Raw genomic sequence first — 19,236 nt, 5'->3', positions numbered from 1 at the left:
GGCTGGGCTCGGAGCGGGCCGTCGTGGCTTCGTTGCCGCGGCGGCCCGCCCCGGGGCACTAGGCGATCGGCCGGTCCGTCGGCGCGATCGGCGCTGGCAGGACGTTCCGGCCGGTCAGGTAGGCGTCCACACCGGCCGCGGCGGAGCGGCCCTCGGCGATCGCCCACACGATCAGCGACTGCCCGCGGCCCATGTCACCGGCCACGAACACGTTCTCCACACTGGTGCGGAAATCCGCGTCCCGCGCGACGTTGCCGCGCGCGTCCAGCTCCACACCGAGCTGCTCGAGCAGGCCTTCGCGTTGCGGGCCGACGAAGCCCATCGCCAGCAGCACCAGCTGCGCGGGCAGCTCCCGCTCGGTGCCCTCGACCTCGACGAACTTCCCGCCCTCGTTGCGGACCTCGACCAGCCGCAGCGCACGCAGGTTCCCGCCCTCGTCGGCGAGGAACTCCTGCGTGCTCACCGAGTACAGCCGCTCGCCGCCCTCCTCGTGCGCCGAGGACACCCGGAAGATCATCGGGTACGTCGGCCACGGGTGGGCCTCCGACCGGGTCTCCGGCGGGCGGGGCATGATCTCCAGCTGCGTCACCGAAAGCGCGCCCTGCCGGTGCGAAGTGCCGACGCAGTCCGCGCCGGTGTCACCGCCGCCGATCACCACGACGTGCTTGCCCTCGGCCGAGATCGGCGACGACTCCAGCTCGCCCGACGCCACCCGGTTCGCCAGCGGCAGGAACTCCATCGCCTGGTAGATGCCCGGGATGTCGCGGCCCTTGACCGGCAGGTCGCGCCACGCGGTCGCGCCACCGGCCAGCACCACCGCGTCATACTCAGTCCGCAGCTCCTCCGCCGTGACGTCGACGCCGACGTTCACGCCGGTGCGGAACTCCGTACCCTCGGCCCGCATCTGGTCCAGCCGCCGGTCCAGCCTGCGCTTCTCCATCTTGAACTCGGGGATGCCGTACCGCAGCAGCCCGCCGATCGCGTCGGCCCGCTCGAACACGACCACGTCGTGCCCGGCGCGGGTCAGCTGCTGCGCCGCCGCCAGACCGGACGGACCGGACCCGACCACGGCGACCTTCTTGCCGGTGCGCGTCTTCGGGGGCTGCGGCGTGATCCAGCCCTCCTCCCACGCACGGTCCACGATGGAGATCTCGACCCGCTTGATCGTCACCGGGTCGTCGTTGATCCCCAGCACGCACGCGGTCTCGCACGGCGCAGGGCACAGCGTCCCGGTGAACTCCGGGAAGTTGTTCGTGGCGTGCAGCCGCTCGATCGCGTCGCGCCAGTCGTCGCTCCAGACCAGCGTGTTCCACTCCGGGATCAGGTTGCCCAGCGGGCAGCCCTGGTGGCAGAACGGGATGCCGCAGTCCATGCAGCGGCCGGCCTGCTTCTCCAGCTTGCTGGACGCGAAGTCCTCGTACACCTCGCGCCAGTCGAGCAGCCGCAACGGCACCGGCCGGGTCTTCGGCGTCTCGCGCGGCGTCGTCAGAAAACCCTTGGGGTCAGCCATGTGCGGCCTCCATGATGGCTTCGTTCACGTCCCGGCCCTCGCGCTCGGCTTCCGCCTGCGCGGCCAGGACCCGCTTGTAGTCCTTGGGCATGACCTTGGCGAACCGGGCGACCGTGGTCTCCCAGCCGGCCAGCAGCTCCCGCGCTACCGGCGACTCGGTCTCCACGAAGTGCGCCTCGACCGCGTCCCGCAGGAACTCGACGTCCTCGTCGTCCAGCGGGTCCACGTCGACCATCTCCGGGTTCACCCGCAACGGCGACAGGTCCAGCACGTAGGCGATCCCGCCCGACATGCCCGCGGCGAAGTTGCGCCCGGTCGGCCCGAGCACGACCACGCGACCGCCGGTCATGTACTCGCAGCCGTGGTCACCGACGCCCTCCACGACGGCCAGCGCGCCCGAGTTGCGCACGCAGAACCGCTCGCCGACCTTGCCGCGCAGGAAGATCTGCCCGCCGGTCGCGCCGTAGCCGATCACGTTGCCCGCGATGATGTTCGCGGACGTGTCGAACTTCGCCTCCTTGGGCGGCCGCACGATGATGCGGCCACCGGAGAGGCCCTTGCCCACGTAGTCGTTGCCGTCGCCGAACAGCCGCAGCGTGATGCCCTTCGGGATGAACGCGCCGAACGACTGGCCGGCGGTGCCGGTGAAGGTCACGTCGATCGTGTCGTCCGGCAGGCCCTCGCCGCCCCACCGCTTGGTCAGCTCCGACCCGAGCATGGTGCCGACGGTCCGGTTCACGTTGCGCACCGGCAGTTCCAGCCGCACCTTGTCCCCGGAGTTCAGCGCGCCCTCGGCGAGCTGGATCAGCGTGTTGTCCAGCGCCTTCTCCAGGCCGTGGTCCTGCTTGACCACCTGGTGCCGCGCGGCCCGCGGCTCCAGCTCGGGCACATGGAAGATCGGCGACAGGTCCAGCCCACGCGCCTTCCAGTGGTCGACCGCGGGACGGGTGTCGAGCACCTCGGCGTGCCCGACGGCCTCCTCGATCGACCGGAAGCCCAGCCGCGCCAGGTACTCGCGCACCTCCTGCGCGATGAACTCGAAGAAGTTCACCACGTACTCGGCCTTGCCGCTGAACTTCTCCCGCAGCTTCGGGTTCTGCGTCGCGACGCCGACCGGGCAGGTGTCCAGGTGGCAGACGCGCATCATGATGCAGCCGGACACCACCAGCGGCGCGGTCGCGAACCCGAACTCCTCGGCGCCGAGCAGCGCGGCGATCACCACGTCGCGGCCGGTCTTGAGCTGGCCGTCGGTCTGCACCACGATCCGGTCACGCAACCGGTTGGCCAGCAGCGTCTGCTGCGTCTCGGCCAGGCCCAGCTCCCACGGGCCGCCCGCGTGCTTGATCGAGGACAGCGGCGAGGCGCCGGTGCCGCCGTCGTGACCGGAGATCAGCACGACGTCCGCGTGCGCCTTCGACACACCCGCCGCCACCGTGCCGACGCCGACCTCGGACACCAGCTTCACGTGGATGCGGGCCGCCGGGTTGGCGTTCTTCAGGTCGTGGATCAGCTGCGCCAGGTCCTCGATCGAATAGATGTCGTGGTGCGGCGGTGGGGAAATCAGGCCCACACCCGGCGTGGAGTGCCGCGTCTTGGCGATCCACGGGTACACCTTCGCGCCGGGCAGCTGGCCGCCCTCGCCGGGCTTGGCGCCCTGCGCCATCTTGATCTGGATGTCGTCGGCGTTGACCAGGTACTCGCTGGTGACGCCGAACCGGCCGCTGGCGACCTGCTTCACGGCGCTGCGCCGCTCGGGGTCGTACAGCCGCTCGGGGTCCTCGCCGCCCTCACCGGTGTTGGACTTGCCGCCCAGCCGGTTCATCGCGATCGCCAGCGTCTCGTGCATCTCCTGCGAGATCGAGCCGTAGGAGATGGCGCCGGTGGCGAACCGCTTGACGATCTCGGAGACCGGCTCGACCTCCTCGATCGGCACCGGCGGGCGCACGCCCTCCTTCAGCTCGAACAGGCCGCGCAGCGTGAACAGCTTCTTCGACTGCTCGTCGACGGCGTTCGTGTACTCCTTGAACACCTCGTAGCGGCCGGTGCGCGTGGAATGCTGCAGCTTGAAGACCGTGTGCGGGTTGAACAGGTGCGGCTCGCCCTCGCGCCGCCACTGGTAGTCCGAGCCGATCTCCAGCTCGCGGTGGTTCGGGCGGAAGCCGTCGCGCGGGAACGCGCGGGCGTGCCGCTGCCGGACCTCCTCGTGCAGCACGTCGAAGCCGACGCCGCCCAGCCGCGAGGTGGTGCCGGTGAAGCAGGTGTCGATGACCTCCTGCGACAGGCCGAGCGCCTCGAAGATCTGCGCGCCGGTGTAGGAGGCCACAGTGGACACTCCCATCTTCGACATGGTCTTGCGGACGCCCTTGCCCAGCGCCTTGATCAGGTTGCGGGTCGCCTGCTGCGCGGTGACGCCCGGGATCTTGCCGTCGCGGGCCAGCTCCTCGACCGTGGCCATCGCCAGGTACGGGTTGACCGCGGCGGCGCCGTAACCCAGCAGCAGCGCGATGTGGTGCACCTCGCGGGCGTCGGCGGTCTCGGCGATGATGCCGACCTGCGTGCGGGTCTTCTGCCGCACCAGGTGGTGGTGCACCGCGCCGGTGAGCAGCAGCGACGGGATGGCCGCGTGGTCGGCGTCGACCCCGCGGTCGGACAGCACGATCAGCCGCGCGCCCTCGGAGATCGCGTTGGACACCTCGGTGCGGATCTCCTCCAGGCGCGCCAGCAGCGCGTCCCCGCCGCCGTGCACGTCGTAGAGACCGTGGATGGTGACCGCGGTGAACTCGGGCAGGTCGCCGTCGTCGTTGATGTGCACCAGCTTGGCCAGCTCGTCGTTGTCCAGCACCGGGAACGGCAGGACGACGCGGCGGCACGACTCGCCGGTGGCCTCCAGCAGGTTCGGCTGTGCGCCGAGCTGGGTGCCCAGCGACGTCACCAGCTCCTCGCGGATGGCGTCCAGCGGCGGGTTGGTGACCTGGGCGAACAGCTGGATGAAGTAGTCGAAGATCGGGCGCGGGCCGGACGACAGCGGCGCGAGCGGCGAGTCGTTGCCCATCGAGCCGATCGGCTCGGCGCCACTGCGCGCCATCGGCGACAGCAGCGTGTCGAGTTCTTCCTCGGTGTAGCCGAAGGCCTGCTGGCGGCGCACCAGCGAGGCGTGTGTCGGCACCTCGCGCTCGCGCTCGGGCAGCTCTTCCAGGCGCACCAGGCCCTGGTCGACCCAGTCGCCGTACGGGTGCTCGGCGGCCAGCTGGCCCTTGATCTCCTCGTCGTCGATGATGCGGCCCTCGGCCGTGTCGACGAGGAACATGCGGCCCGGCTCCAGCCGGCCCTTCTTCACGATCGTCGACTGGTCCAGTTCCAGCACGCCGACCTCGCTGGCGAGCACGACCAGGCCGTCCTCAGTGACCCAGTACCGCGCCGGGCGCAGGCCGTTGCGGTCCAGCACGGCGCCGATCTGGGTGCCGTCGGTGAATGACACCAGCGCCGGGCCGTCCCACGGCTCCATGAGCGTGGAGTGGAACTCGTAGAAGGCGCGGCGCGCCTCGTCCATCTCCTCGTGGTTCTCCCACGCCTCGGGGATCATCATGAGGACCGCGTGCGGCAGGCTGCGGCCGCCCAGGTGCAGCAGTTCGAGGACCTCGTCGAAGCTCGCCGAGTCGCTCGCGCCGCGGGTGATAATCGGGTAGATCCGCTTGAGGTCACCCGGGATCAGGTCGGTGGACAGCATCGACTCGCGCGCGTCCATCCAGTTCCGGTTGCCGCGCAGGGTGTTGATCTCGCCGTTGTGCGCCACGTACCGGTACGGGTGGGCGAGCGGCCACGACGGGAACGTGTTGGTGGAGAAGCGGGAGTGCACCAGCCCGATCGCGCTCGTCACGCGCTCGTCGGTCAGGTCCGGGAAGAACCGCGGCACCTGCGGCTCGGTGAGCATTCCCTTGTAGACGATCGTGCGGGCGGACAGGCTCGGGAAGTAGACGTCCTCGTCGGCCAGCAGGTGCTCGGCGCGTTTGCGCACGCAGAACGCGGCGCGCTCCAGGTCCAGCCCGGTGCGCAGGCCTTCGCGCGAGGCCAGGAACAGCTGCGCGAAGTGCGGCATGGTCGAGGCCGCCGTCGGCCCGACGTGCTCGGTGTCCACCGGGACCTCGCGCCAGCCGAGAACACGCAGGCCCTCCTCGGCGACGAGGCCCTCGATCGCGCTCATCGCGCGGCCGCGGGCGGTCTCGTCGATCGGCAGGAACGCGGTGCCCACGGCGTAGTGGCCCGCTTCGGGCAGCTCGAAGTCGACGACCTCGCGGAAGAACGCGTCCGGAACCTGGATCAGGATGCCCGCGCCGTCGCCGGTCTCCGGTTCCGCTCCTCTGGCGCCACGGTGTTCGAGGTTGCGCAGGGCCGTCAGGGCCTTGGTGACGATGTCGTGGCTGCGTCGGCCGGACATATCGGCGACGAACGCGACACCGCAGGCATCGTGCTCGTATTGCGCGTCGTACAAGCCTTCCGGCTTGCGAACACTGTGGCGGGTCACGGCTGGCCGTCTCCTCACACGTGGGCGCGGCACGGGCTGTTGTTAACGCAACAGCCCTCCTGCGCGATGGTCAGTCGAGAGCAGAAGTCCGAGTCGCCTGAACGAGGGCAGGACTCGGCACACCGGCCACACGTCGTTGGGTGGCCGCCGGTCGGCACGTCTTCGGGCCGCTGGCGCGCATCAGCGAGTTCCCGGGTTGTGGTGGGTGGGTTCCCGCGGCGCGCCAGTTACCCCCGGGTTCGCCGGGTCTTATGACAGTAGTGTGAACTCGCCGTTATCGACATACGTCGACCGGACCTCGTGGCATATGCCATACGGACGTTGACGCGACAGCCTCCGATGTGGAAGTACCGCTGCAACAGCGTTGACCTGTGCAAAGGTCGATTGGGGCGTGCCGTGATCGATTCACCGGTTCGAGTGAGTGTCCGATTAAGTAATCAAGGTGTTACGGACGCGGAGCGCCTTCCGGCCGGGATACTCGGGGCATGGACGGCCTGGCGATGCGTTTCCTCGGCCACTCGACGGTCCGACTGGAGGTCGCCGGCCGGGTCGTGCTGACCGATCCGGTGCTGACGCGCACGGTGGGCGGGCTGGTGCGGGTCGTGCCGCCGCTGGATCCGGCGGCCTACGCCGACGTCGACCTGGTGCTGATCTCCCACCTGCACGGCGACCACTTGCACGCGCCGTCGCTGCGGCTGCTGGGGCGGGACGTGCCGATCGTGGTGCCGCGCGGGGCCGGCGCGTGGATGCGGCGGCGGGGGTTTCCGGCGGTGGCGGAACTGGACATCGGGGAGCAGTTGCCGGTCGGCGACCTGCGGGTGACCGCGGTGCCGGCGGACCACTCCGGGCACCGCTGGGGGCCGCGCTTCACGCACGGCCCGCAGGCGCGCGCGAGCGGTCACGTCGTGGAGGCGCCGGGGGTGCGGGTGTACGTCGCCGGGGACACGGACCTGTACCCGGGGATGGCCGAGCTCGGCCCGGTGGACGTGGCGTTGCTGCCGGTGTGGGGGTGGGGGCCGAACCTCGGGCCCGGGCACCTGGACCCCGCGCGGGCCGCGGAGGCGGTCGCACTGGTGCAACCGCGCGTGGCGGTGCCCGTGCACTGGGGCACGCTGGCCGTCCCCGGCCTGGCGCGAACCCCCCGCATGCGGCGGTTGCTGGTCTCACCGCCACGAACGTTCGCGGCGGAGGTCGCGGACCGCCGCCTGCCGACCACGGTGGCCCTCACGAAGCCCGGCGAGCCCGTGCGCCTGTACGAGGCCCCCCGATGACCGCCCGCTGTCGGAGCGCAGACCTCAAGCGCCCCACCGCAGATCTCGGGCGCCCGGCGGGAGAACTCGGGCGCACGACCGCAGACCTCATGCGGCTGAGTGTGGGTCTCATGCGGCGGAGGGTGGGACTCGCGGGGCTGAGGGTGGAACTCGCGCGGTGGGACGCGAGTCCCACGCTTGTGGGTGCGAGTTCTGCGCTCGTCGGGGTGAGATCCGCGCTCGGCGGCGCAGTGGTCACCGGGCCGGGTGAAGACCGGGTGAGCTGTGAGGTTTTCCGGTGGCCTTGATCGGCGTGGCCCAGCCGTGCGCCGCCGCGGGGCGTGGTGGGGTGGGCGGGTGAACTGGACCGACCTCTCCAGCGTCGGCTACCCGACCCTCTTCCTGGGCGTCCTCGTCGGCTCGATCGTGCCCATCGTCCCGACCGGCGCCGTCGTCGGTGCGGCGGCCGCGATCGCCATGACGACCGGGCACCTGTCGTTGCCCTTGGTGCTGCTGCTGGCCGCCGCGGGGGCGATGGTGGGTGACGTCGTGACCTTCGCGGTCGCGCGGCTGGGCAGCGACGCGGCGGTCCGCTGGCTGGCGCGCGGCCAGAAACCGGAACGTCTCGTCGCGGCTCGGCGGCGGTTCGCGCGGCAGGGGTGGCAGCTCGTGGTCGTCGGGCGGTTGCTGCCGGCCGGGCGCATCCCGGTGCTGCTGGCCGCGGGCGCGATCGCCTACCCGTGGCGGCGGCTGTTGCCCGCCACGGCCGTCGCGTGCGTGCTGTGGGCGGTCGCGTACGCGTTGCTGGGCGTGCTCAGCGGCGGTCTGTTCGACTCGCCGCTCGTCGCGACGTTCCTGGCCGCCGTGCTGGTCTTGCTGGTCACCGGGGTGATCAACCTGGTCGCGAGGCGCCGCAGGGAAAGGGTGGGGAACCGGGGATGACAACGGCGGAGAGGGGCCGGCTGTTCCGGCGTGGACGGTCGCTCGCGCGGTTCGCCCTGGTGTGGCTGACCACGTCGCTCGCGCTCGTCGGCATGGACGACCTGCTCGACGGCTTCGCGATGCCGGACTGGTGGCAACCACTGGTGTGCGGCCTGCTTCTGAGCCTGCTGACCGCCGTGGTGTGGCCGCAAGTCCTGCGGGTCGCGTTGCCGCTGGCGTTGTTCACGCTCGGCATCGGCAGCTTCCTGGTGCTCGGCGCGGGCGCGGTGGCGGCGTTCGCGGTGGTGCCGGGGGTGGAGGTCAACGGGCTGCGCACCGGGTTCCTCGTCGTGGTCGGGGTGTCCGCGGTCAGCGGTGTGGTGTCGAGTGTGCTGGCCATCGACGAGGACGAGGTGTTCTTCCGCCGCGCCCGCCGCCGGTCGCGCCGCTGCCCGGCAGCCGAACCGGACCTGCCGCCCGGGCTGATCTTCCTGCAGGTCGACGGCCTCGGGTACGACGTCGTGCGCCGCGCGGTGCGGGACGGCGACATGCCGACCCTGGCGCGCTGGCTCGCCGAGGACAGCCACGCCCTGGTGCGCTGGCAGACCGACTGGAGCTCGCAGACCGGCGCGAGCGTGTGCGGCATCCTGCACGGCTCCAACCACGACATCCTAGGGTTCCGCTGGTACGAAAAGGACCGCGACCACGTGATGGCGTGCGCCCACCCGCGCGACGCGGCCGAGATCGAGCGGCGGCACTCGAACGGCCGCGGCCTGCTCGCCGTCGACGGCGCCAGCCACGGCAACCTCTTCACCGGCGACGCGCCGCACGTCAGCCTCACCATGAGCGCCGTGTCCGTGCTGCTGCCCAAGGGCCTGCGCCGACGCCGTGCGGACCGCGTCGGCGCGGGCTACTACGCCTACTTCGCCAACCCGGTGAACGCGTTGCGCACCTTGGGAGCGGCGCTGGTCGACATCGTCCGCGAGGTCTCGGCGTCGGCGCGGCAGCGGCGGGCGGGCGTGGTGCCGCGGGTGCCGCGCGGCGGGATCTACCCGATCGCCCGGACCGGCACCACGGTCATCTCCCGCGACGTCGTGGTGTCCGCGGTACTGGAGGACATGCTCAACGGCCGCCCCGTGGTCTACGCGGACTTCCTCGGCTACGACGAGGTCGCCCACCACTCCGGCATCGAACGGTTCGACACGCTCGCCGTGCTGCGGGGGATCGACCAGCAGATCGGCCGGCTGCACCGGGCTTCCCGGCTCGGGCCGCGGCCCTACCACCTGGTGGTGCTGTCCGACCACGGGCAGACGCAGGGGTGGGCGTTCGCACACCGGTTCGGCGAGTCGCTGGAGGAGCTGGTCGGGCGGCTGTGCGGCGGGCCGACCCCGGAAGCGGTGTCCGGCGGCCCGGTCGCCACCCGCCTGCGGGAGCGGGTGACCGGGGCGCGGCGCATCGAGCACCGGCCACGGGAGGACGAGCGGCACGAAGTGACGCGCGTGGCGCCCGGCGTGGTCGTCGTGGTGTCCGGGCACGTCGGGATGGTCTCGTTCACCGAGCACGAAGGCCGGGTCTCGCTGGAGACGATCGAGCGCGAGTACCCGGAGCTGCTCCCCGCGCTCGTCGACCACCCGGGCGTCGGGTTCATGCTGGTGCGCAGCGACGTCCACGGCCCGGTCGTGCTCGGCCGCGACGGCGTCCACCGGCTGGCTTCCGGCGAGGTGCTCGGGGAGGATCCGCTGGCGCTGTACGGGGAGCACGCCCCGGACCTCATCCGGCGCGTGGACGCCTTCCCGCACTGCGCCGACATCATGATCAACAGCCGGTGGGACCCGGAGACCGGGGAGGCCTCACCGTTCGAGATCCACGTCGGCTCGCACGGCGGGCTCGGCGGGGAGCAGGAGCGCGGGTTCCTCATCTACCCCAAGGAGTTCGAGCCGCCCGGGGAGCTGGTGGGGGCCGAGTCGCTGCACCGGTTGTTCCGGGTGTGGCTGACCAAGTTGGGGCACCCGGAGCCTGGGTCGTAGGCGCTACGCGGGTTGTTAGGGCGCCGGCTTCGCTTCGCTACGCCCGGATAGCCCCTTCCGAACCCGATCTTTCAGTGTTCGGTTGCCGAGACACCGGCTCGGCAACCGATTTGGCTGGGGATCGGGTTGCGGGAGGGGAGTGGTTCGGGGGTTTGGGCTGTTGTTGCCGGGTGGCGGGTTTTGGGTCAGCCGGCGAGTGTTATTGAGCCCAGGCTTGTGAAGTGCGCGGCGATGCGGGCCCCGGGTGAGACGGGTACGGCGTCGGTGAGACCGCCGGTCAGCACGATCCACCCCTCCTCCAATGCCAGGCCCCGTTCCGCCAGTGCGTTGGCTGCCAGTGCGAGCGCCTCGCCTGGGTGACCGAGCACCGCGGCGCCGGTCGCGCTGTCCACGATCGCTCCGTCGGCCTCCAGCAGGCACGCCTCCAGCGTCAGGTCCATTCCGGTGGGCGCGACCCCCACCGAGCCGACCCGGAAGACGCTCGACGAGGCGTTGTCGGCGATGGTGTCCGGTGCGGCGAACCGGAAGTCGGCGTACCGCGAGTCGATCACCTCGATCCCGCCGTACACCCGGTCCACCGCCGCCATCGCGGTGGCCGCCGTGACGCCGGGGCCCGCCAGGCGCGAGCCCAGCACGAACACGATCTCCGGCTCGGCCCGCGGGTGGATCAGCTTCGGCAGCGGGTCCGCGGCAGGCAGCACCATGGCGTCGGTCAGCCAGGCCATCACCGGGCGGTCCACGCCCATGCGCTCCTGCTTCGCCTTCGACGTCAGGCCCAGTTTGAGCCCGATGAGCTTTTCGCCGCGCGCGAGCCGCAACCGCAACGCCTCGTCCTGCACCGCATACGCGGTGCGCACGTCCAGGCCGGGCCACTCCTCGGTGATCGGCCCGCGCGCCGTTCCCGAGTCCTCCGCCGCCAGCAGCACCCGCGCCGCCTCGGCGATGCTCCACCCGGTCACGCGTCCTCCTTCGACCCGAACACAGCCGTCACACTGCCCAGCCCCGCCACCGTCGACACCACCGTGTCGCCCGGGCGCAACGGGATCGCTTTCGTCATCGACCCGGGCAGCACCACGTGCCCCGGCTCCAGGTCGATGCCCAGCGGGCCGACGGTGTTCGCCAGCCACACCAGCGCGTTGAGCGGCGACCCGAGCACGGCGCCGCCCGCCCCGGTCGCCACCAGCTCACCGCCCGAGTGCAGGGTGCAGCCCGCCAGGCGAAGGTCCACCGTGGACAGCGCGGTCGGCCTGCTGCCCAGCACCACCCCGCCCGAGGACGCGTTGTCGGCGATGGTGTCGACGATCGAGATGCGCCAGTCTTCGATGCGGGAGTCCACGATCTCCAGCGCGGGCACCACGAAGTCCACGGCGCGCACCGCGTCGGCCACCGTCACCCCGGGCCCGGACAGCTTCCGCCCCAGCACGAACGCGATCTCCGGCTCGATCCGCGGCTGCAGGAAGCTGTCCACCGGGATCGGCTGGTGCTCCAGGTGGAACATGGTGCCGGTGAGGTGCCCGTAGTCGGGCTGGTCGACGCCCATCTGACGCTGCATCGCGGCCGAGGCGAGGCCCACCTTGTGGCCCTTGATCTCGTCGCCGCCCTCGGTCCACACGCGCACCTGGTCGAGCTGGATCCGGTAGGCGTCCTCGATGGTCGCGCCCGGGTAGGTCTCGATCAGGGGCGCGATGGGCTTGCCCGCCGCGTAGGCCTGCAGCAGGAGGTCGGCCGCCTCCCGCACCGCTGTCGCATCCATGGCCTGAACTCTCGTGGCCGCCCCCGCGGATCGCAACCACCGCGTCCCGCTGGGCGGCACGCGTCAGACCCGCGCGCCCTGGTCCGCCGCGACGATCTCCGCCGCGGTCGGCGCGTTGTCCGGATCGGTGAGCCATTGCAGCGCGACCCCGACCAGCAGCGAGTAGTAGTGCGAGCCGACGATCCGCACCCGGTCTGGGTCCGCGTCCGGCCCGAGCCTGGCGAACGCCTGCGCGAGCGCCGTGCGCGCGGCCTGCTGGCCCCGCGCGTTCATCCCGCGGATCTTCTCGTCGTGCTGCGGGTAGGCGACACCCTCGAAGTTCACGAACCACAGCTGCCGGTTGGCCTGGATCGACTCGATGATCCGGCCCCAGCGTGCTTCGTTCGTGTCGCCCTCGCCGAGCGCCTGGAACAGCAGCTCGCCCCACTCGGCGTTCAGGTCGTTCAGCGCCCGCGTGAGCAGGCCCTCCTTCGAGCCGAAGTGGTAGTTGATCGACGCCAGGTTCGCGCCGGAAGCGGCGGCCCCTGCTGTGCGGATCCGGGCTTGCGCTGCAGATTCGAGGGGGAAGCGGGGCCGGTCGACGCGCTGCGCGGCATCGACCTGGACGTGCCGAGGCGGGCAAGACCACGTTGCTGCGCGGCCGGGCTGCGGACCCCGACCGCGGGCACGGCCGAGCTCGACGGGTGAGTCCCGCCGGGCTCGACGAGACGAAGCTGGCCGAGCTGCGCCGCCGTCGTGCCGACTTCGTGTTCCAGGCGTTCAACCTGCTGCCGGCGCTGACCGCCGAGGAGAACGTCGAAATGCCGCTGCGGCTGGACGGCCGCAAGCCCGACCCGCGCCGGACCGCCGCGCTGCTCGAGCGCGTCGGGCTGGGCAACCGCGGCGCCCATCGGCCGGACCAGCTCTCCGGCGGTCAGAAGCAGCGCGTCGCGGTGGCGCGGGCCCTGATCACGGACCCGGAGGTCGTCTTCGCCGACGAGCCGACGGGCGCGCTGGACATCCGCTGCGCCCGCGAGGTCCTGAGCCTGCTGCGCGGGCTCGCCGACCAGGGTCAGACGATCATCATGGTGACGCACGACCCGGTCGCGGCGTCCTTTTCGGACCGGGTGCTGTTCCTGGCCGACGGCCTGATCGTCGACCAGATGGCCCGCCCGGCGGCGGTCGCGGTCGCCAACCGCATGGCGACCCTGGTCGAGTCGGCCGAGCGGGCCGCCGCGATGGGGGTGAACTGACGTGGTGAGCCTCGCCCTGCGGCTGTTCCGCCACCACCGCGGCGCGGCGATCGCCACCGGCCTGATCGCGCTGATCGGGATGGCGCTGGTGTCGACGATGACCACGCTGCTCGCCACCGGGCTCGCGGACAGCACCGCCGAGGAGGACCGGTCCTTCCTGACCCAGTTCCCGGCGCGACCCTCGGCGGCCGCGCCGGGGAGATCGGCGGGCCGCGCCTGATCGGGGCGACGCCACGGCAGATCCAGGTCATGGTCTCGGCGGAGACGCTCGCCGTCTCGGCGGTCGCCGCGCTGCCCGGTCTGCTGCTGGGTTACCTCCTCGGCTGGATCGTGCTGGCCGCGGTCCGGTCGTCGGGGCTGATCGCCGGCTCTCGGCCTACTCGCCGGGCCCGGCGCTACCGGTGGCCGGTGTCGTCGTCGTCCTGCTCGCGAGCATCGCGGCCACCGCGATGACCGGTCGTCCCGCAACCGTGCTCGTCGCGATCGGGCTCGTGGTGCTGGCGCCGGAACTGGTCGTCCTGGTGAACCGGGTCCTGAAGGTCCTCTCGCCGCGCGGCGCGGCCGGGCACCTGGCGGCCGTGAACCTGTCCGCGGCGCCGGTACGGGTGCGGCCCGCGGTCACCTTGAGAACCGGCACTCGGCCGAGGGCAGCACCGCGCAGGTCCTGGCGTCGAGCAACTACCTGGTGGTGGTCCTGATCTCGGTGTTCATGGCGATCGCGCTGACCAACAACCTGGTGGCGGCGCTGGGCAGGCGGCCGGAGGAGTTCACGACCATGTCGCTGATCGGGTCGACCTCCTGGCAGAGCCGCGGGATGCTGCTGCGCGAGATCGTCGCCGCGACGCTCGTCAGCGTGATCGCGGCCGGGATCGGCGCGCTGGTGTGCGTCATCCCGTTCGCCATCGTCAAGACGGGCAGCCCCGCGGCGGCGTTCGCCGCCGGGCCGTACCTGCTGAGCATCGTGCTCGGCGCGGTGATCGCGCTCGGGGTCACCACGGTCGCGGGCAACCGCGTGGTCCGCACGGCCGCGGTGCACTGACCTGGTGGCCCGCCAACGGGGGCGGGCCACCAGGCGCGGTCACTTCTGGTGCGGCGCCACGTAGTCCTTGGCGTCCGGGGCCTCGAACAGCGGCTTCACGTACTTGATGCCGCCCTCGACGCTCGCGTCGGGCTGCGCCACGTAGACCTCGCGGGTCGGCGGCGCACCGGGCTTCGAGAAGTCCAGCGCCGCGACCAGATCACCGGTGTCGGCCGAGGTCGTCTGCTGCAGCGCGGTGAGGATGCCGTCGCGGGTCAGGTCCTTGTTGTCGCAGGCCTTCTTCAGCACCGAACCCCACACCTCGGCCACCGCGTAGCCGTACGGGACACCGGCGTTCGGCGGCTCCGGGAACTTCGCGGCCTTGTACTTCGACAGCACTTCCTTCGCCTTGGGCACGTCCGCGGCCACCGGCACGCTGCTCGCGACGACGTACAGCCGGTCCAGCGCGTTCGCGGCGGGGCTGTTCAGCAGCACCGGGTCGAACGTCGGGTTGTTGCCCAGCAGCGGCACGTTCAGCCCGAGCGCCTTGTTCGCCGCGGCCACCGAACCGGTCTGCGCGGGCGTGGTGGTCAGCATGATCGCCTTGACGCCCTCGCCACGCAGGCCGGTGACGATGTTGGTCAGGTCGTTGTCCGACGAGGTGATCTTGACCTCGCGCAGGTTCAAGCCGTGCTTCTGCGCGTAGTAGCGGGAGCCGCGCAGGCCGTTCGCGCCGTACTCGCCGTCGATGTAGATGTGCCCGACCGTGTCGCCGTCCTTGATCATGCCCTGTTCCTGCAGGTAGGACATGCCGTCGATCATCTCGACGTCGTAGGTGGTGCCGACGATCATCACGTACGGGTTGTCCAGCAGCTCCGACGACCAGGACGCCGGGGTCGTGGTCACCTTGTCGGACTTGATGTTCTGCTTCAGCGCCGCCATGATCGGCGACCCGACGACCTGCACGAAGCCGAGCACCTTCGGCTCCAGCTGCGGGTACAGGGTCTTCGCGGTGTCGGCCTTGTAGGCGTGGTCGACGACCTCCAGTTTGACCTGCCGCCCGCACACGCCGCCCGCCGCGTTGAAGTCGTTGACCCACAACTGGTTGCCGTGCGTGATGCCGATCGAGAGGTTCTTGAACGGGCCCGTCATGTCGGTCATGACGCCGAGGGTGAGCTCGTTGGCGGTGACGCCGAGATCGGTCTTGACGCCGGAGGCGTCCGAACCGGACGATCCCTGATCGCCCGCCTTGGTGCCGCACGCGGCGATGACCAGCATCGCCGCGAGGACCAGGGAAAGCCGTCGCTTCATCGGGACGTTCCTTCCTTCTTCCGTTCCCTGTGCAGGCCGCCGGTGATCCGGCGTCCGATCGCCGCGAGCCCGCCCGGCTCGAAGAGCACGACGAGGATGATCGCGGCGCCGTAGACGAAGGTGCTGACGAGGATCGGGGTGAACGCGCCCTCGCCGCTCCCGGTGAAGATCCCCAGCTGCGTCGAGTAGAGCGACAACACCTGCGGCAGGCCGAACACGATGAGCGCGCCGACCAGCGCGCCTCCGATCGAGCCGAGGCCGCCGATGATGACCATCGCCAGGTAGGCGATGGAGACGTTGATGCCGTAGGTGCCGAACTCGTTCTCGTCCGGCTTCAGGATGTCGAACCACAGCACGGTCATCACACCGGCCAGCCCGGCGTAGGCGGAGGACACGGCGAACGCCCCGGCCTTCGCGCGGGCGACGCTGACACCCATCGCGGCGGCGGAGGCCTCGTGGTCGCGCACCGCGCGCCAGGACCGGCCGACCCGGCTGTTCACCGCGCCGCGCGCCAGCACGAACGCGATCACCGTCAGGGCCAGGTAGAGGTACCACATCTTCTCGGCCTGCCGGAACGGAACGCCGAGCACCACGAGCCCGCCGGAGTTGTCGAAGGTGATCCCGAACAGCTCGAACGGCGCCGGGGTGCGGCCGGTGGACGTGCCGCCGGTCAGCCGGTCCGCCGACTGCCCGAAGTAGAGCCCGATGAACACCAGCGACAGCGACGCCACCCCGAGGTAGATGCCGCGCAGCCGTCCGGACACCGGCGCGAACGCCAAGCCGAGCAGGGCGGTCACGACGATCGCCGAGACCATCGAGAACAGCGGGTTCAGCTCGAAGCCGATGACCCGGCCGTCCTCGGTGCCGCTGGCCAGCACGGTGTAGGTGGTGCCGCCCATGAGCAGGAAGAACGCGTGCGCCAGCGACAACTGGCCGGCCTGGCCCACCAGCATGGTCAGCCCGATCGAGCCGACCGCGCCGGTCATCATCCACTGGCCCGCCTTGAGCCACTCCGCGCCGAGGTACAGCGGCAGCACCAGCAGCAGGGCGAGCAACGCCAGCCACGCCGCCAGCCGCAGCCAGCGCACGGGCTTCGCCGGGGCCTTCGCGGACGCCGAGGTGACCGTCGCCCGCGTCGCGAGTTCAGACACGGGTGATCTCCCTCGTTCCGAACAGCCCGGACGGCCGGATCACCAGGACCAGCAGCATCACCAGGAACACCGCGCTCTTGGAGAAGTCGAACGAGATGTACTGCGCGGACAGCGCCTCGACCAGGCCGACCACCAGCCCGCCCACGACGGCGCCCACGGTCGAGTCCAGCCCGCCGAGGATGGCGGCGGGGAACGCGGCCAGCGCGATCGCGTGCGTGCCGCGGGACAGGCCCGCGCCGGAGAAGTCCTGCGTGGCGAGGAACAGCACGGCGACCCCGGCGAGCATGCCGGCGACCAGCCAAGCGGTCATGGTGACCCCGCGGCTGCGGATGCCCATCAGTGCGGCCGCCTCCCGGTTCTCCGCCTGGGCCCGCATCGCGACGCCCCAGTTGGAGAACTTGAACGCGAGGTAGAACGCGGTGATCAGGACCGCGGCGACGAGCATCGCGACGAGGTGCGTGCGGAACAACGTGATGCCACCGACCTGGATCGGTTTCGCGTCCCATGCCTCGCCGAGGAACGGGATGCCGACGCCGAGGCGCCGCACGAGCTCCTCGACGACGATCACGTCCACGCCGATCGTGAGCAGCGCCAGGCTGTGCGGATCGGCCAGCTTCGAGCGGGACAGCAGGAGCCGCTCGATGACCACCGCGAGCAGGCCGGCGCCGGCGATGCCGACCAGCGAGGCGCCGACCCAGCCCAGCGACTCCCTGGTCACCACGACCAGGTAGCCGCCGAACAGCACCAGCGAGCCGTGCGCGAAGTTGATCACCTCGGTGGCCTTGAAGATGATCACGAACCCCAGCGCCAGGAGCGCGTACACCGCGCCCTTGCCGAGGCCGTTCACCACCAGTTGCAGGAACGTCTCCATCTACGCGGCCTCCGTTCCCAGGTACGCCTTGATCACTTCCGGGTTCCGCTGCACCTCGGCAGGCGGGCCGTCGGCGATGCAGCGGCCGAAGTCGAGCACCGTGACCCGGTCGGCGATGCCCATCACCAAGCCCATGTCGTGCTCGACCAGCAGGATCGAGATGCCCAGCTCGTCGCGCACGTCGTGGATCGTGGCCGCCAGGTCGGCGGTCTCCGCCGCGTTCATGCCCGCAGCGGGCTCGTCCAGCAGGAGCAGCACCGGTTCCACGGCCAGCGCGCGGGCGATGTCCACGCGCTTGACCTCGCCGTAGGGCAGCGCGGCGACCGGCGTGTGCAGCAGCCTGCCGATGCCGAGGAAGTCGCAGATCTCCTTGGCCCGTTCGGTGTGCTTGCGCGCGGCCCGCACCGTCCACGGCGCGCGCAGGGCGCACTCCAGGAACCCGCCGCGGGTGAGGGCGTGCCTGCCGAGCATCACGTTGTCCAGCACGGTCGACCCCGGCGAGAGCGCCGCGTTCTGGAAGGCCCGGCCGATGCCGAGCTTCGCCATCTTGTGCGGCCGCATGCCGGTCAGCTCCTTGTCGCCGAGCAGCACGCGGCCCTCGCTGGCGCGGTAGAGGCCGCTGATCACGTTGAAGCAGCTGGACTTCCCGGCGCCGTTGGGCCCGATGAGGGCGTGCAGCGAACCGGGCGCCACGGTGAAGGAGACGTCGTCCAGCGCGGTCAGCCCGCCGAAGCGGAGCGTGAGGTGCTCGACGCGCAGTTCCGGGATCATCCGCCCCACCTCGACAGGAAATGCTTGCGCGGACCGGCCGCAGCCTCCGCGACCTGGGTTTCCGCGTGCCCGCCCAGGTACAGGCGCTGGACGTCCTCGCTGCGGGACAGCTCGTCGGAGGGGCCGGCGAGCGCGACGGTGCCGACCTCCAGCACGACGGCGTGGTCGGCGACGTTCAGCGCCATCACCGCGTTCTGCTCGACCAGCACCACCGAGGTGCCCTGTGCGTGGATCTCGCGGATGATGCCGCTGATCTGCTCGACCACCTTCGGTGCCAGGCCGAGCGACGGCTCGTCGAGCAGCAGCACCTGCGGTGTGGACATCAGCGCCCGTCCGATCGCGAGCATCTGCTGCTCGCCGCCGGAGAGCAGCCCGGCGCGCTGCCGGGCGCGCTCGCCCAGCACGGGAAACAGCTCGTGCACGCGTTTGCGGGCCTTGGCCCGCCGCTCCGGCGACACGGCGATGCCACCGGCGCGCAGGTTCTCGTCGACGGACATGCGGGTGAAGATCTGACGGCCTTCCGGCACGCCGACCACACCAAGCCGCACGATGGCCGCCGGGTCGAGCCGGTCGATCCGCGTTTCGCCGAGCCGGACCTCACCGCGCGTGACGACGCCGCGGTGCAGCTTGAGCGTGCCGGAGATCGTCCGGAGCAGCGTGGACTTGCCCGCGCCGTTGCTGCCCAGTACGGCGAGGACCCCGTCGTCGGGTACCGCCAGGTCGACGCCGTGGAGTGCGGCGACCGAGCGGCCGTAGCGGACGTGCAGGTCTCGGACGTTCAACACCGGGGGCGCACACCTCCTCCGATCGCGTGACGGGCGTCACTCTCGGTGGCGGCAATCCTTGATCGGCCCTCGCCGGTCCGACACCCCCACTTGGAGAGGTATGCCGGACTTTTG

Annotated in this window: 19 protein-coding genes; 9 read left to right on the top strand and 10 right to left on the bottom strand. The window is 71.2% G+C overall.

Annotation, left to right across the window (positions count from 1 at the left end):
• Positions 1–58: 58 nt before the first annotated feature.
• Both AMETH_RS27280 and gltB read right to left on the bottom strand, forming a co-directional pair.
• A complete protein-coding gene (locus AMETH_RS27280) occupies positions 59–1,510 on the bottom strand; it encodes a glutamate synthase subunit beta (RefSeq protein ID WP_017984375.1) in 1,452 nt (483 codons plus the stop codon).
• Positions 1,503–6,032 (bottom strand): glutamate synthase large subunit, encoded by a 4,530-nt coding sequence (gene gltB, locus AMETH_RS27275; RefSeq protein ID WP_026153422.1) that lies wholly within the window; start codon positions 6,030–6,032, stop codon positions 1,503–1,505. Before gltB ends, AMETH_RS27280 begins: the two co-directional genes overlap by 8 nt.
• Before the next feature lie 485 nt (positions 6,033–6,517).
• Here gltB and AMETH_RS27270 point away from each other — a divergent pair, with 485 nt between their 5' ends.
• The 3 genes from AMETH_RS27270 (at position 6,518) to AMETH_RS27260 (ending at position 10,230) form a co-directional block, all read left to right on the top strand.
• Positions 6,518–7,303, top strand: a complete 786-nt coding sequence (locus AMETH_RS27270) for an MBL fold metallo-hydrolase (protein WP_017984373.1) — start codon at positions 6,518–6,520, stop codon at positions 7,301–7,303.
• Between the two features lie 336 nt (positions 7,304–7,639).
• Complete coding sequence (locus AMETH_RS27265) at positions 7,640–8,224, top strand: DedA family protein (RefSeq protein WP_017984372.1); 585 nt, start codon at positions 7,640–7,642, stop codon at positions 8,222–8,224.
• A complete protein-coding gene (locus AMETH_RS27260; protein ID WP_017984371.1) occupies positions 8,221–10,230 on the top strand; it encodes a phage holin family protein in 2,010 nt (669 codons plus the stop codon). Before AMETH_RS27265 ends, AMETH_RS27260 begins: the two co-directional genes overlap by 4 nt.
• A 185-nt stretch (positions 10,231–10,415) precedes the next feature.
• On the opposite strand, the gene AMETH_RS27255 is transcribed toward AMETH_RS27260, so the two are convergent.
• From AMETH_RS27255 to AMETH_RS40910, 3 genes are all read right to left on the bottom strand, one after another.
• Positions 10,416–11,189: a 2-keto-4-pentenoate hydratase gene (locus AMETH_RS27255; protein ID WP_017984370.1), complete on the bottom strand. Its 774-nt coding sequence runs from the start codon at positions 11,187–11,189 to the stop codon at positions 10,416–10,418.
• Positions 11,186–11,983, bottom strand: coding sequence for a 2-keto-4-pentenoate hydratase (locus AMETH_RS27250; RefSeq protein WP_017984369.1), 798 nt, complete (start codon positions 11,981–11,983; stop codon positions 11,186–11,188). The genes AMETH_RS27255 and AMETH_RS27250 overlap by 4 nt, the downstream gene beginning before the upstream one ends.
• Before the next feature lie 63 nt (positions 11,984–12,046).
• On the bottom strand, positions 12,047–12,334 hold the full coding sequence (locus AMETH_RS40910) for a TetR family transcriptional regulator C-terminal domain-containing protein (RefSeq protein WP_267283498.1): 288 nt from the start codon (positions 12,332–12,334) through the stop codon (positions 12,047–12,049).
• Between the two features lie 192 nt (positions 12,335–12,526).
• Between AMETH_RS40910 and AMETH_RS40905 the strand changes: the two genes are divergently transcribed.
• The 6 genes from AMETH_RS40905 to AMETH_RS39370 are packed head-to-tail and all read left to right on the top strand — an operon-like array spanning position 12,527 to position 14,254.
• Positions 12,527–12,670, top strand: a complete 144-nt coding sequence (locus AMETH_RS40905) for a hypothetical protein (protein ID WP_223843299.1) — start codon at positions 12,527–12,529, stop codon at positions 12,668–12,670.
• Positions 12,613–13,215: an ABC transporter ATP-binding protein gene (locus AMETH_RS27240; RefSeq protein ID WP_223842945.1), complete on the top strand. Its 603-nt coding sequence runs from the start codon at positions 12,613–12,615 to the stop codon at positions 13,213–13,215. Before AMETH_RS40905 ends, AMETH_RS27240 begins: the two co-directional genes overlap by 58 nt.
• 4 nt (positions 13,216–13,219) lie before the next feature.
• A complete protein-coding gene (locus tag AMETH_RS39385) occupies positions 13,220–13,435 on the top strand; it encodes a hypothetical protein (RefSeq protein WP_209436811.1) in 216 nt (71 codons plus the stop codon).
• 29 nt (positions 13,436–13,464) lie between these two features.
• Positions 13,465–13,668: a hypothetical protein gene (locus AMETH_RS39380; protein WP_267283453.1), complete on the top strand. Its 204-nt coding sequence runs from the start codon at positions 13,465–13,467 to the stop codon at positions 13,666–13,668.
• A complete protein-coding gene (locus tag AMETH_RS39375; RefSeq protein WP_017984365.1) occupies positions 13,617–13,913 on the top strand; it encodes a hypothetical protein in 297 nt (98 codons plus the stop codon). Before AMETH_RS39380 ends, AMETH_RS39375 begins: the two co-directional genes overlap by 52 nt.
• Positions 13,901–14,254 (top strand): FtsX-like permease family protein, encoded by a 354-nt coding sequence (locus tag AMETH_RS39370; RefSeq protein WP_017984364.1) that lies wholly within the window; start codon positions 13,901–13,903, stop codon positions 14,252–14,254. The genes AMETH_RS39375 and AMETH_RS39370 overlap by 13 nt, the downstream gene beginning before the upstream one ends.
• A 39-nt stretch (positions 14,255–14,293) precedes the next feature.
• On the opposite strand, the gene AMETH_RS27230 is transcribed toward AMETH_RS39370, so the two are convergent.
• Genes AMETH_RS27230 through AMETH_RS27210 form a run of 5 tightly spaced genes read right to left on the bottom strand, consistent with a single transcriptional unit; the run spans position 14,294 to position 19,122 of the window.
• Positions 14,294–15,544 (bottom strand): ABC transporter substrate-binding protein, encoded by a 1,251-nt coding sequence (locus tag AMETH_RS27230; RefSeq protein WP_017984363.1) that lies wholly within the window; start codon positions 15,542–15,544, stop codon positions 14,294–14,296.
• Positions 15,541–16,695: a branched-chain amino acid ABC transporter permease gene (locus tag AMETH_RS27225; protein WP_017984362.1), complete on the bottom strand. Its 1,155-nt coding sequence runs from the start codon at positions 16,693–16,695 to the stop codon at positions 15,541–15,543. Before AMETH_RS27225 ends, AMETH_RS27230 begins: the two co-directional genes overlap by 4 nt.
• Positions 16,688–17,566 carry a branched-chain amino acid ABC transporter permease gene (locus AMETH_RS27220; protein WP_017984361.1) on the bottom strand — a complete coding sequence of 293 codons (879 nt, stop codon included), beginning with the start codon at positions 17,564–17,566 and terminating at the stop codon, positions 16,688–16,690. The genes AMETH_RS27225 and AMETH_RS27220 overlap by 8 nt, the downstream gene beginning before the upstream one ends.
• On the bottom strand, positions 17,567–18,337 hold the full coding sequence (locus AMETH_RS27215; protein WP_038532418.1) for an ABC transporter ATP-binding protein: 771 nt from the start codon (positions 18,335–18,337) through the stop codon (positions 17,567–17,569). It lies immediately after the preceding gene.
• The gene (locus AMETH_RS27210) at positions 18,334–19,122 is read right to left on the bottom strand and encodes an ABC transporter ATP-binding protein (protein ID WP_017984359.1); all 789 of its coding nucleotides are present in this window, start codon (positions 19,120–19,122) and stop codon (positions 18,334–18,336) included. The genes AMETH_RS27215 and AMETH_RS27210 overlap by 4 nt, the downstream gene beginning before the upstream one ends.
• Between the last annotated feature and the right edge of the window lie 114 nt (positions 19,123–19,236).

It is taken from the genome of Amycolatopsis methanolica 239, from assembly GCF_000739085.1.
Classification (GTDB): Bacteria; Actinomycetota; Actinomycetes; order Mycobacteriales; family Pseudonocardiaceae; genus Amycolatopsis_E; species Amycolatopsis_E methanolica.
Note: the sequence above shows the minus strand (reverse complement) of the source record. Positions and strands in the feature narration are given on the sequence as shown.